Annotated in this window: 13 protein-coding genes; 11 read left to right on the forward strand and 2 right to left on the reverse strand. The window is 42.4% G+C overall.

What is annotated here, in order from left to right; all coding sequences use genetic code 11:
- The 3 genes from M3593_RS07755 (at position 1) to M3593_RS07765 (ending at position 2,406) form a co-directional block, all read left to right on the forward strand.
- Positions 1–1,209, forward strand: coding sequence for an EAL domain-containing protein (locus M3593_RS07755; protein ID WP_251542209.1), 1,209 nt, complete (start codon positions 1–3; stop codon positions 1,207–1,209).
- A gap of 73 nt (positions 1,210–1,282) precedes the next feature.
- Positions 1,283–1,525 carry a hypothetical protein gene (locus M3593_RS07760; RefSeq protein WP_251542206.1) on the forward strand — a complete coding sequence of 81 codons (243 nt, stop codon included), beginning with the start codon at positions 1,283–1,285 and terminating at the stop codon, positions 1,523–1,525.
- A gap of 212 nt (positions 1,526–1,737) precedes the next feature.
- Positions 1,738–2,406: a DUF3993 domain-containing protein gene (locus tag M3593_RS07765; RefSeq protein ID WP_251542203.1), complete on the forward strand. Its 669-nt coding sequence runs from the start codon at positions 1,738–1,740 to the stop codon at positions 2,404–2,406.
- Positions 2,407–2,485: 79 nt separating this feature from the next.
- On the opposite strand, the gene M3593_RS07770 is transcribed toward M3593_RS07765, so the two are convergent.
- Together M3593_RS07770 and M3593_RS07775 are read right to left on the reverse strand one after the other, a co-directional pair.
- A complete protein-coding gene (locus M3593_RS07770) occupies positions 2,486–2,725 on the reverse strand; it encodes a glutaredoxin family protein (RefSeq protein ID WP_144474711.1) in 240 nt (79 codons plus the stop codon).
- Position 2,726: 1 nt separating this feature from the next.
- Positions 2,727–3,689, reverse strand: a complete 963-nt coding sequence (locus M3593_RS07775; protein WP_251542201.1) for an MBL fold metallo-hydrolase — start codon at positions 3,687–3,689, stop codon at positions 2,727–2,729.
- A gap of 183 nt (positions 3,690–3,872) precedes the next feature.
- On the opposite strand from M3593_RS07775, the gene M3593_RS07780 reads away from it, so the two are divergent.
- The 8 genes from M3593_RS07780 to M3593_RS07815 all read left to right on the forward strand — a co-directional run bounded on the left by M3593_RS07780 (position 3,873) and on the right by M3593_RS07815 (position 12,626).
- Entirely contained in the window at positions 3,873–4,109 is a 237-nt protein-coding gene (locus M3593_RS07780; protein WP_079508258.1) for a YkuJ family protein, read from the forward strand.
- 215 nt (positions 4,110–4,324) lie between these two features.
- Entirely contained in the window at positions 4,325–4,771 is a 447-nt protein-coding gene (gene cbpB / locus M3593_RS07785) for a cyclic-di-AMP-binding protein CbpB (protein WP_251542199.1), read from the forward strand.
- Positions 4,772–4,828: 57 nt separating this feature from the next.
- Positions 4,829–6,334, forward strand: coding sequence for an MDR family MFS transporter (locus M3593_RS07790; protein ID WP_251542196.1), 1,506 nt, complete (start codon positions 4,829–4,831; stop codon positions 6,332–6,334).
- A 268-nt stretch (positions 6,335–6,602) separates the two neighbouring features.
- Positions 6,603–7,496 carry a transcriptional regulator CcpC gene (locus M3593_RS07795; protein WP_144474715.1) on the forward strand — a complete coding sequence of 298 codons (894 nt, stop codon included), beginning with the start codon at positions 6,603–6,605 and terminating at the stop codon, positions 7,494–7,496.
- 137 nt (positions 7,497–7,633) lie between these two features.
- Positions 7,634–8,344 (forward strand): 2,3,4,5-tetrahydropyridine-2,6-dicarboxylate N-acetyltransferase, encoded by a 711-nt coding sequence (gene dapD / locus M3593_RS07800; protein WP_144474716.1) that lies wholly within the window; start codon positions 7,634–7,636, stop codon positions 8,342–8,344.
- Positions 8,345–8,407: 63 nt separating this feature from the next.
- Positions 8,408–9,532 (forward strand): N-acetyldiaminopimelate deacetylase, encoded by a 1,125-nt coding sequence (locus M3593_RS07805; RefSeq protein WP_251542194.1) that lies wholly within the window; start codon positions 8,408–8,410, stop codon positions 9,530–9,532.
- Between the two features lie 38 nt (positions 9,533–9,570).
- Positions 9,571–10,026 carry a TlpA family protein disulfide reductase gene (locus M3593_RS07810; protein WP_251542192.1) on the forward strand — a complete coding sequence of 152 codons (456 nt, stop codon included), beginning with the start codon at positions 9,571–9,573 and terminating at the stop codon, positions 10,024–10,026.
- A gap of 851 nt (positions 10,027–10,877) precedes the next feature.
- Positions 10,878–12,626, forward strand: coding sequence for an ABC transporter ATP-binding protein (locus M3593_RS07815; RefSeq protein ID WP_251542191.1), 1,749 nt, complete (start codon positions 10,878–10,880; stop codon positions 12,624–12,626).
- The last annotated feature ends 43 nt before the right edge of the window (positions 12,627–12,669 follow it).

Consider the following 12,669-nt stretch of genomic DNA (forward strand, 5'->3'; position numbering starts at 1 on the left):
TTGGATGCTCTTGATATATTAACCGACCTTGAGCACGTTGTACCATACTTTCAGCCGATTTTTAATGCGGAAGAACATAAAATCATCGGGTACGAAATTTTAGGCCGTTATGTAGGCAAAAACGAAGAAATAAGTCTTGGATCTTTTTTTGATGATGACTCGATACCGGAAGAATACCGGATTGAAGTGGAGAATGCTGTACTTAGCAAAGCTCTTGAAATAGCTTCTAGTGCATGCGAGCAGGAGTTATTGTGGTTTGTTAACAGGGATGCGGCATTATTGATGTTGGACGATGGGGAAGGTTTTTTGCAATTGATTCTGTCTTACCAGGATAAAGGTGTTCGTCCAGATCATATTGTCCTTGAAATATCTGATCGCCATGTCCAAAGCCATATCGAGCATCTAATCAATTATTATAAATCTTACGGAATAAAAATCGCGATGGATAAAGTAGGCAGCGAAAGCAGTTATTTAAACCGTATAGCAGGCATAGAACCAGAAATACTAAAAATTGATATGTCCTCACTCCGATCCAATAACGGCGGACCAGCTTACCTGGATGTTCTACATTCCTTATCCATCCTCGCCCGTAAAATTGGCGCCGCGATATTGTTTGAAAACATTGAAACACCATACCAGCTGCAATTTGCCTGGAAGAACGGCGGCAGGTTCTATCAAGGATTTTACTTAAAAAAACCTGATCATGGATTAGTGGACAAAGAGATCCTCAAGGATAAGCTGAAGGGTGAAATCCACGGGTTTATTTTATCCGAGAAGAAACGGCTTCAGTCATTCTATGATTTGCGGATAGAATTGAACAGCAGGTTTCAGGAATTGATCAGCAAGTATAGAAAAGAACAGAATCCAAGTGAGTTACTGATGGCTCTCGGTGATCGTATGGATGGGGTTGCTTTCCGCATGTATGTCTGTGATGAAGACGGATTCCAGCTATCACCTAATCTTTATAAAGCAGGGAATGAGTGGCTTTTGCAGCCGGAATACGAAAATAAGAACTGGAGCTGGCGCCCATATTTTCTTGAGAATATCATCCGGATGAGAGGCGGAAAAAAAGGGATCCTCTCAGATCGCTACAGTGACATAGAAACTGGAGAAGTCATAAGGACTTTTTCGCTTCCATTGAACGAAAAGGAGTTTTTGTTCGTTGACTTAAGTGCATCTTTTTTACATGTAAGGGAAGGGTTATTTTGACAGGGTGATCGGCGAATAGGAAAGCGGATTAAGCACAATTTATATATACAGCCTTCTATAAAGGGGGATTTATATGAGTATCTATACAACAATGCTTTTACTAGCAGGTGCGGGTGTGCTGGCTGGCGGTCTGTTCTATACCTGGGCATTAGGCAAGGGACAGAAAAGAGCGCAGGGAAATCTCGATTCCCAGGTTCCAGGCGCCGTCCAGGAGCACGCATATATCCGCAATCCAATCTTTTTAACCTATATCATTGTCCTTTCAATTGCCCTGTTGTTCATCATTTATTTTGCGGTGACCACAGCCAGGTATTAACCTCCAAGTTTGGGGGTTATTTTTTTTTGCCCTGATAAACCAACAATTTTTTCAATATTTGCGTTAGTTCGAGCCAGTATAGGGTAATTTGAGAATAAGAAGCCGCTTTTTATGTCAGATGCTGAAGTTATTTTACGAAAAAATTTCATAATCATAGAGGGTAAATCTTGGTAATATTGTATGTATTAGTCATCAAGAAAGAGGGGGAGAAAATGGACAAGCGTTCTAAGCTATTATCTCTATTATTTGGATTTTTTGTTTTGTTCGTCCCGGCCAATGCATATGCACAATCAGATCTGCATGGCAGGGAAGAAGTTTTCGAATTCCTCGGGAAAGCTTTTGATTCACAGGTCTCGTTAAGTGAAAAAGGGAGGACGATGGAGGAAATTGACAGCATCCTTGACCCTTATTTTACAGATGCGTACAAGTCAGGATTCATTGATGAGAACGTTGTCGGCCAGGAAAATGATTTCCAGACATATGGGACCGACATAGCACCATATTATATCCCATTTTATGCATTTTCCGATAAAACAAAAGTGGTGGAATCTGAAGATGAAATATACGTTGTCGAATTTTTTCCGTCTGCTGAGGAAGGACCTGTAAACTATGAGGATCATTATGAAGGATTGAAGCTCATTAAGGAAAAGGATGGATGGAAGGTTGCTGAATATTTGTATGATCAGGTGCCCGAGGAAGTAATCAAACAGGCATATCCAGAAAAAATGAAAGATCAGCAGGCTGCTAAACCAGAAAGTGAAGAAAAGCCGTTCATTGGTGAAATCGTTTTTGGACCAAATTTCTCGACATTGAAAACATTCATGGAATTAGGAGTGGTATTCCGGAGCGAAAACAGGACCATTTTAGTTGGGCTATTATAAAGGTGGAAGAGGTGCACTCGAGGGCACCTCTTCTTTTATGGTTTTTTTCGCAAGCATTATGAATCAAAGGTAACCGACTTTAATCTTTTATATCCAGGACTTTTTTTAACCGCTCCAGATCGAACCCTGTGATGACTTCTTCACCTATGACGATCGTAGGGGTTGAGTAGGAGTTGTAAGTCTGAGTCAGCTCCTGTCTGCTGCTGTCATCTTCATTGATGTTCTTCTCGGTAAAAGAAAAACCGAATTCAGTCAGGAACATTTTAATGATCTTGCAGGGAGGGCAATCATTTTGTGTATACACGATGATGTCATTCATATTAATAGCTTCCTCCGTTCAGTTTTGTTAAATAATGTGCCAGTCCCATCGCACTTACATTGATGTCAAGGAAGAGCAGCTCGTAGATCGGATGGCTGTCAGCCAGACCTTGCTGTTTTAAATGGGAACGTATTTTATCATAAATGTTTTTTGTTATATTTTCGACTAGCTTTTCACGTTGATTTTTATCTGAGAAAGCTAATTCTGCTTCCTGAATGAATATTTCAAGCCAATGCTCAACCTGCCTGAAAGCTTCGGCCGGTCTTTCCGACATGCCATAATGACCAAAATAGATTCTTTCGATACCCAATTCCTTATATTTTTTCATGGATTCAAGCATTTTTCCCGGATCGAATTGATTTGGCGATGTGGTGGGAAGGTAGAATTCAATTCCTTCACGGTAAAGCTGCGGATAAAAGATCCCGGCAGTATCACCTGAAAAAATCCCTTTTGTTAAAGGATGATAAACGCTCAGGTGATGATTGGCATGGCCGGGAGTATCCAGAAACTCAAGCGTCAGCTTCTCGCTGATTTTCAGTGTATCGCCCTCTCCTTTGATGAGCAAACGATCCTCCGGTACCTCAACAATCGGATCGAACAGGTCGGTAAACTTTTTGCCATAAACCGCTTTTGCTCCCTGAATCAGTCTGGAAGGATCGGCGAGATGTCTGGCACCCTTAGGATGAACGATGACTTTTGCATTTGGACAGTGTTTGAGCATCAAACCTGCACCGCCAGCATGGTCGAGGTGTATATGCGTAACGATTATGTATGATATATCTGCCGGGGATATTCCGAGTATGTTCAAGCCTTCAAGGATATAGGGAATGGATGGACTCGCGGAAGTTTCGATAATGGTAACCTTGTCCTCAGTCAATACATAGGTTCCTGTACGTTCTTCCATCTTGAGATCATAATCATCAATAAGATAGACATTTTGTGATATTTGTACTGGCTTTTTCAAAAAATCCCTCCTTTTCTTAGAGCTTTTACTTGTACATCGTCTGACAATATTTTATTCTGTTAATATTGACATGTAAAGAATTATGTATAGAAAATTCTGAAATCATTTTACATGGATATAAATAGGCCAATTGCAAAATCTATTGATAAGTTATTGGTTTTTGTCTTGAAAGGAGAGGGAGCAATGTCACAGCTTCAAGGAATCATCACCCGTTTAAAGAATCTGCAAGAGCAGTCTAATGGAGGGGAGCCTTCCCAGCGCTTTTTTGAGGTAAATGGGGAGCGTAAATGCCAGGTTACATACCATCCAAAAACGGAAACATATGAACTGGAAGTTTACAACGACAAGGAAAAGCCGAAGAAATACCAGTTCGATAACATCGACATGATTACGATTGAGATCTTTGACCTTATTCAGTAATCAAAGATCCATAACAAAAGGGCCTCATTTTGTGGTCCTTTTTTGTTCTTTAGGAAATAATAAAAACAATTAGGTGTGGATACCAGCAAGCTCCAACGCTTTGAAAGAGGCGCTTGCGCTTTTTATTATTCTTTGGAGCAAACTAAATAAAAGCACCACTATATAATTTATGATAAAATGAAATGGAAAGAAATCCATTTTAGGGAGTTTTCGCCATGATTAGTCTTTACAGCGGTGAATTTCTGGGATTATCGGTTAAGGACCTGATGATTCCTTCTGAACGTGTAGCCCACGTCCAAGTCGGCAATAGTCTTGAGCACGCCCTCCTTGTCTTGACAAAGAGCGGATATACTGCAATTCCTGTACTGGATCCACATTATCGTTTAATGGGTTTGATCAGTACACCTATCATTATGGATTCCATCCTCGGACTCGAGAGAATTGAATTTGAGCAGCTTGATACTAAAAAAGTTGAAACCGCGATGAACACTGAAATCCCCAGGATCAATGTCCATTCCAATTTGCAATCTTCCCTTGATCTGCTGGTAGATTATCCGTTTCTATGTATAGAAGATGAATCAGGGATTTTTGAAGGAATTCTGACAAGACGGACTGTTTTGCAGAAATTGACGAACGAAGTGAAAAGAATGAATAAAAAATAGTGCATGAGGCAGCTCCCGGATACGGGAGCTGAATTTTTTACTTTTCGAGGTGTAAGTATGGGACAAGCTGAACAAAAGACTGTGAAAAAAGAAACGAAACGGCCATATGTCCTGGCAACAGTCATGCTCGCCATGTTCATGGGAGCCGTGGAAGGGACTATAGTGTCAACCGCGATGCCGGCTATTGTCGGGGATCTTGGCGGGTTTGCATTATACAGCTGGGTTTTCTCAGCATATTTGCTGATGAATGCTGTTACGGTCCTTATCTATGGGAAACTTTCTGATTTATTTGGAAGGAAGCCAATACTGACTTTTGGTATCATTGTGTTCCTGATTGGATCCATCCTGTCCGGTACGGCAGAAACGATGGAGATGTTGATCTTATACCGTTTCATCCAGGGTTTTGGCGCAGGCGCTGTCATGCCGATTGCCACAACAATTGTCGGGGACATTTATTCCAGGGAGGAACGGGCAAAGGTACAGGGCTATCTCTCCAGTGTCTGGGGAATCTCAGCTGTATCAGGCCCGGCACTCGGAGGCCTCCTTGTGGAATATGCAAGCTGGAGATATGTTTTCTGGATCAATGTTCCGCTTGGTATACTCGCAATCGCGGGTCTATGGTTATACCTTCATGAAAATATCGAGAAAAAGAAGCATAAAGTCGATTATCCGGGTGCTATCCTGCTGACAATCTCTATTAGTTCCTTGATGATTGTCCTTGTAGAAGCTGGAGCGAACTGGGCCTGGACTTCACCGAAAACAATCGGTCTCATCAGCCTGAGCGTCCTTGGATTCATTTTCTTCATTCTTCAAGAGAAAAGGGCAGAAGAGCCTATGATGCCGTTTAATATTTGGCGGGAACAATCCATTTTCATTGCCAATATGACCTCATTGACTACGGGCGTCATGCTGATTGGCATATCAAGCTTTTTACCGGCATTCGTACAGGGTGTCATGGAGCGGTCCCCGATCGTAGCAGGCTTCACCCTGACGGCAATGTCGATTGGCTGGCCAATTGCTTCAGCAGCCAGCGGGAGGCTGTTACTGAGTATCGGATACCGTAAAACTTCCCTTTTTGGCGGAGCATCCCTGATCCTGGGCAGCATTCTGTTTGTCACTTTGACACCTGAGGCAGGTCCGTTATGGGCTGCAGCAGGGTCGTTTTTCGTCGGAGTAGGGATGGGACTGACAAGCACGGCTTTCATCGTTTCTATTCAAAGTACGGTCACCTGGCAGCAGAGAGGAATCGCTACCGCCGCAAATATGTTCATGAGGAACCTTGGCAATACCGTTGGTGCAGCACTGCTCGGCGGAGTTCTCAACAGCAGCATCCTCAGCTATATGAAAAAGCATGGAGCAGAAGACCAGGATCTTTCGATAGATGCAGCAAATGTGCTGCTCAATGAGGCGGAACGCCAAAAGCTTTCTGCTGGCATGAAAACGATCCTCCAGGACGCACTGACAAATGCACTGCATTCTGTCTATATTGTCGTGTTCATATTCGCAGTCGTCAGCTTGCTGTTCATCTTATTTCTGCCAAAAGAAGAAAAAACTGCAGATTGAAGCTTCTGCAGTTTTTGTTTATAAAGTCTGTTTTCGTAAAGATTGTTGTTAAAATCTTAAAGCCGATTTTAACGTGCTATAAAGCCATTTTGCAGTTCGTTTTTAAGTATGCAAGCTCTTTTCTGATTATAAGCATGTATTTAAATGAAAACTAGGTCATTCAATCCCATATTGTGGTCAATAGCAACAAAGTATTAGAAAAGAGCCTTATAAAATAATCGATGAGAATGGTACTATATAGTTGAAAAACATTTAAAGAGGGTAAACGATGTCATCAATTTCGGAATTTCATTTATTGTCAGTGCTTGCACAGGAGATGAATATGAGGAAGGCAGCGGAGAGACTGTTTGTCTCACAGCCAGCCTTGTCCCAGCGTCTTCAATCAATTGAGAAGGATTGGGGCACCAAGCTTTTCCTTCGCTCCCAGAAGGGGCTTACTTTGACTCCTGCAGGAGAGGTCGTCCTTCAATTTGTCAATGAGACCATCGCCAGGGAAGAAAAAGCGAGAGAAACGATCCATGCATTAAACTCAGAAGTGTATGGAACCCTTAAAATAGCTGTCGCTTCAATTGTCGGGCAAAATTGGCTGCCACAGGTGTTGAAGAAATATGTAAGCCGTTATCCACAGGCGAAAATCTCGCTTGTGACGGGCTGGAGCAGTGAAATATCCAAGGCGCTTTATGAGGACCAGGTCCACATCGGCATTATCAGGGGAACACCAGACTGGAAGGGTGTCAAAATCCACCTTTTCAAAGACAGCCTTTACCTGGTTGACACAGAAATCACAAGTCCGGAGCAAGTCCTGGATACAGACCGGCCGTTCATCCAGTTTAAAAGTGATTCGAATTACTATCAGGAAATCCAGGATTGGTGGCTGCGGCAATTCCAGACAGCGCCTAAAAGAACAATCATTGTCGACCAGATTGAAACTTGTAAACAAATGACCTTCAATGGGATTGGCTACGCCATCCTCCCGGCAATTACACTCAATGGGGCTGAAAAGGATATCTTCAAAGTACCGCTTCATGACGAAAACAATGAACCATTAGGAAGGGACACCTGGCTCCTTGGCTACGAATCAGCCTTCCAGTTAAAGCAGGTTCAGGCCTTTATTGAAATCGTCAAGGAACACATAGTCGATTCAAAGAAAAACGATAATTAGTTTTTCTTGTTTTAAAAACTTTTGTTTGTTAAAGTAATTTTTAGAAAAGGCTGTTTTCATTCGATTGCTTTAGTACATTAGCAAGGCGTCGAAAAGAAGAGCCTGTGACAACACATACATAATTGGAGGTAAAGTCTATGAAAATGATGGATGCGAACGAAATTATTTCGTTCATTCAAAATAGCAAAAAAGCGACACCGGTAAAGGTTTATATCAAAGGTGATCTTGAGGGTATTAATTTCGGCGAGAACTCAAAGACATTCTTCTCCGGAAACACAGGTGTCATTTTTGGTGAATGGGCTGAAATCAATCAGGCACTTGAAGCGAACCAGGCAAAAATCGAAGAGTATGTCGTTGAAAACGACCGCAGGAATTCTGCCATTCCATTGCTGGATATGAAGAATATCAAAGCTCGCATTGAACCAGGCGCCATCATCAGGGACCAGGTGGAAATCGGTGACAACGCTGTAATCATGATGGGAGCGTCCATCAATATCGGTGCTGTTATTGGTGAAGGCACGATGATTGATATGAACGTCGTTCTGGGCGGGCGTGCAACAGTCGGAAAGAACTGCCATATCGGTGCAGGCTCCGTACTTGCGGGTGTCATTGAGCCACCTTCAGCAAAGCCAGTCGTGGTTGAGGACGACGTCGTCATCGGTGCTAACGCAGTAGTCCTTGAAGGGGTAACAGTAGGAAAAGGAGCTGTTGTAGCTGCAGGCGCTATTGTCATTGACGATGTGCCTCCATACACAGTTGTTGCTGGAACACCAGCACGCGTCATTAAGGAAATTGACGAAAAAACGAAATCAAAAACTGAAATCAAGCAGGAACTTCGCCAGCTTTAATAGCAAGCATGATAGAAAGCGTGGATAATTGGTCCGCGCTTTCTTTTATAAGGAGAGAACGATATGAATTGGGACACATTCATTAAAATTAGAAGAGATTTGCATCAGATTCCTGAACTTGGTTTCAAGGAGTTCAAGACGCAGGCTTATCTACTTGATTATCTGAAGAATCTTCCCCTTGACCGGATTGTAGTAAAGACTTGGAAAACGGGTATATTTGTCAAAATCCAAGGGACGAATCCCAAAAAAACAATCGGATACAGGGCAGATATCGATGGACTGCCGATCTCAGAAGCAACAGGACTAGAATTCCAATCCCTTCATCAAGGCCAAATGCACGCTTGCGGCCATGACTTCCATATGACAATCGCCCTTGGGCTGATAACTTACTTTGTCGAGAACCCAATTGATGATCATTTACTGTTTATTTTCCAGCCGGCGGAAGAAGGTCCGGGTGGCGCTGAACCAATGCTGAAGACAAATATCATGCAGGAATGGAAACCAGATTTGATCATTGCCTTGCACATTGCCCCTGAATATCCAGTGGGAACAATTGCAACAAGGGAAGGGCTGTTGTTTGCCAATACATCTGAGTTGTTCATTGACCTTGAGGGGAAAGGGGGACATGCTGCATATCCTCATCAAACCAATGATATGGTTGTCGCTGCATGTGCACTTGTGAACCAGCTTCAGTCGGTTGTCTCAAGAAATGTCGATCCACTTGATAGTGCGGTGGTAACAATAGGAAAAATCACCGGTGGCACCGTTCAAAACATCATTGCTGAAACAGCAAGGCTGGAGGGTACAATCCGAACGCTGTCTGTGGAATCAATGGCAAGAGTCAAGGAAAGAATCGAGGCACTTGTAAAAGGCATTGAAATTGGTTACCAATGCAAAACCTCAATTGACTATGGTGCCATGTATCACCAGGTTTATAATAATGAAGAAATAGCGCGTGACTTCATTGCCTTTGCTGAAAAAAAGGAAAACATTGAAGTGGTCGTGTGTAAGGAAGCAATGACTGGGGAAGATTTTGGCTATATGCTTAAAGAAATTCCCGGAATCATGTTCTGGCTGGGTGTAAACTCGGGCTACGGACTGCATCATTCCAGGCTGAATCCTGATGAAGAAGCGATCAAAACCGCCGTTGATTTATTAAGGGAGTATATCGAATATAATAGTAAATAGATTGAGAATCTATCATTCCCAAAAAAGAGGTGTTCGATATGAGACTGCGTCAGACTATGCCTGAAATATCAGGAGCCACTGAATGGCTGAATGGTGAGATAACGAGAGAACAGCTGGTCGGCGAAAAGCCTGCGCTGATCCACTTTTGGTCGATCAGCTGCCATCTATGCAAGGTAGCAATGCCAATGGTAAATGAACTCCGAGATACTTATAAAGACAAACTGAATGTGATGTCTGTCCATATGCCGCGGTCAGAACAGGACATGAATATGGATGAAATCAAACAGACAGCAGCAGAGCATCAGATTACCCAGCCCATCTTCATTGACGACAATCTTAAATTGACGGATGCATTTGAAAACAAGTACGTGCCAGCTTACTACCTTTTTGACAAAAATGGTCTCTTAAGGCATTTCCAGGCTGGCGGAAGCGGAATGAAGATGCTGGAAAAGCGCCTGGTCAGAATAATCGATGAAACGGAAAACAACGAATGATGGTTGATCAACATCTTTCTTTTACGTTCGAGAACTCGGACTTTTTTCAAGGAAATCGTCATGAGAATGTTCGCTAGAACGAGTCTAACTTCCAAAGTAAATCGCCAAGGAAATGTCCGACAGAGGAATCTGTCGGACATTTTGGATTCAAGTCTTAAGGATCGCTCTGCGTCATCCTGCTCTTCTCTCTCTGATAAGGGTATCTTTCTCGGCTAATATGGTACCCTTATGTTGCTTTTTTCCCTCTCATAAGGGTATCTTTCTGGGCTAAAGGCACCCTTACGTTGCTCTTCTCTCTCTCATAAGGGTATCTTTCTGGGCTAAAGGCACCCTTATGTTGCTCGTTTCTCTCTTACAAGGGTATCTTTCTGGGCTAAAGGCACCCTTATGTTGCTCTTCTCTCTCTCATAAGGGTATCTTTCTCGGCTAAAGGCACCCTTATGTTGCTCTTTTCTCTCTGATAAGGGTATCTTTCTGGGCTAAAGGCACCCTTATGTTGCTCTTTTCTCTCTGATAAGGGTATCTTTCCCGGCTAATTGTACCCTTATGTTTCTCTTTTCCCTCTCATAAGGGTATCTTTCTCGGCTAAAGGCACCCTTATGTTTCTCTTTTCCCTCTCATAAGGGTATCTTTCTTGTCTAATGGTACCCTTATGTTGCTATGTTTTTCTCACTTACTCAACCACAAAAGAAGTAAATCCACCAATTTTTCTACCTATAAAGTCAGATAATTCCCATATACAAAAAAATAAAAAAATTCTTAAAAAAAGCTGGAAAAATATTTCGAAACTCGATATATTAATGTATACGTGCCTTTTCTTTTTGTTAAGCTTTTCCAAAGGAGGGAAATGAATGGAGACATTCAAAAAACTGAAGGAGTATTATTGGCCTTACAAAAATTACTTTATATGGTCGATTTTATTTATGTTGATCGTAACAGCAATTACTGTAGTGTATCCTATGATTCTTCAGCTTACGATTGACGAAGCCGTCATTGGCGGAAGGTATGAGATGATTCCGGTTCTGGCAGCTGGTTTCGTGGGATTCATGATCGTTAAAGGGGTTTGTACTTATATTTATCAATATACAGGGGACCTTTTCGGAATTCACTCTGTATATAAACTTAGGAATTCGCTTTATGAAAAGCTTCAATTTCTTTCCTTCCGATATTATGACAATGCGAAGACAGGGGATCTGATGTCGAGGCTGACGGCTGATGTAGAAGGATTCCGCTTTTTTCTGAGCTTCGGGTTCTCCGAATTGATTCGTTTTGTTCTTTTAATCGGCATAAGTTTCTCTGTAATGTTCTATTATTCCATCCCGCTGACTCTGGTGACACTTGCGACCCTTCCTTTTCTTGCAGTGGTCGTATATAAGTTTGACAAGGCGGTACATCCAGCTTTCAGGGGAATTCGTAAATCATTTGGTAAATTGAATACGAAGGTCCAGGAAAATATCAGCGGAATCAACACGGTAAAATCACTGTCGCGTGAAGATTATGAGATTGGAAGATTCAATGATTCGAACGGCAATTATAAGGATCAATATTTATTTACATCTGAAATCTGGGCGAAGTATTTTCCGCTCATGGAGTTTCTCGGCAATTTAAGCGTCGTCCAGTTATTGGGTTACGGTGGTTTTCTTGTCATGGACGGATCGCTCCTTCCAGGAGAACTAGTCGCATTTTACAGTCTTGTCTGGTATATTATGTGGCCGATCATGAACCTTGGATTCGTGGTGAATTTATTTTCGCAATCAAAGGCATCTGGTGAAAGATTATTGGAAATTCTTGAGGCTGACGCCGAGATTGAAGAAAAGAAGGGAGCTTTGCAGATTGAAAAGCTATCCGGAGAAGTAGAATTCGATCATGTCACACTCCGCTACGGGGATGATGAAAATGCAGCTTTATATGATATTTCCTTCAAGGCAAAGCCTGGACATACAATTGGACTGATTGGATCGACAGGATCAGGGAAAACAAGCATAACCCAGCTGATGACAAGATTCTATGAGCCGGTTTCAGGTCAGGTTCTTATTGATGGCCAGGATATCAAGGAATATTCAGTTCGCTCACTGCGAAGCAATATTGGCATTGTCCTTCAGGAATCTTTCTTGTTTTCATCATCGATTAAAGCCAATATTTCCTATGGTAACCCGGATGCGACAATGGATGAAATCATTGCAGCTGGCAAAAGGGCCCAGGCGCATAGTTTCATCATGGAACTTCCGGATCAATATGATACGATTCTTGGTGAAAGAGGCATGGGACTATCCGGAGGCCAGAAACAGAGAATCGCCATCGCGAGGGCAATTTGCGTCAATCCAAGTATTTTAATCCTGGATGATGCTACAAGTGCGGTTGATATGGAAACCGAGTTCAAGATCCAGCAAGCATTACTGGAAGTCATGAAGGGACGGACGACATTCATCATCGCACACCGCATATCCTCTCTCAAACATGCAGATGAAATTCTTGTACTCGAAAATGGATCTATTGCCGAGCGCGGGACACATGAGCAATTGATCCAGAATGGCGGAACATATCAAAAGATTTATGATATCCAGTTCAAAGACCGTCAAAAGGTGATACAAACTGGCTGATATCCTGAGTCACAATCCGTCAATCGCTAATAACCAAGAATGC

It is taken from the genome of Mesobacillus sp. MER 48 (assembly GCF_023714225.1).
Taxonomy (GTDB): domain Bacteria; phylum Bacillota; class Bacilli; order Bacillales; family Cytobacillaceae; genus Mesobacillus; species Mesobacillus oceanisediminis_A.

Coding starts and splice junctions, on each gene's coding strand:
- M3593_RS07760 (WP_251542206.1), top strand. CDS start 1,283: ATGAGTATCTATACAACAATGCTTTTACTAGCAGGTGCGGGTGTGCTG.
- M3593_RS07765 (WP_251542203.1), top strand. CDS start 1,738: ATGGACAAGCGTTCTAAGCTATTATCTCTATTATTTGGATTTTTTGTT.
- M3593_RS07770 (WP_144474711.1), bottom strand. CDS start 2,725: ATGAATGACATCATCGTGTATACACAAAATGATTGCCCTCCCTGCAAG.
- M3593_RS07780 (WP_079508258.1), top strand. CDS start 3,873: ATGTCACAGCTTCAAGGAATCATCACCCGTTTAAAGAATCTGCAAGAG.
- cbpB (WP_251542199.1), top strand. CDS start 4,325: ATGATTAGTCTTTACAGCGGTGAATTTCTGGGATTATCGGTTAAGGAC.
- M3593_RS07790 (WP_251542196.1), top strand. CDS start 4,829: ATGGGACAAGCTGAACAAAAGACTGTGAAAAAAGAAACGAAACGGCCA.
- M3593_RS07795 (WP_144474715.1), top strand. CDS start 6,603: ATGTCATCAATTTCGGAATTTCATTTATTGTCAGTGCTTGCACAGGAG.
- dapD (WP_144474716.1), top strand. CDS start 7,634: ATGAAAATGATGGATGCGAACGAAATTATTTCGTTCATTCAAAATAGC.
- M3593_RS07805 (WP_251542194.1), top strand. CDS start 8,408: ATGAATTGGGACACATTCATTAAAATTAGAAGAGATTTGCATCAGATT.
- M3593_RS07810 (WP_251542192.1), top strand. CDS start 9,571: ATGAGACTGCGTCAGACTATGCCTGAAATATCAGGAGCCACTGAATGG.
- M3593_RS07815 (WP_251542191.1), top strand. CDS start 10,878: ATGGAGACATTCAAAAAACTGAAGGAGTATTATTGGCCTTACAAAAAT.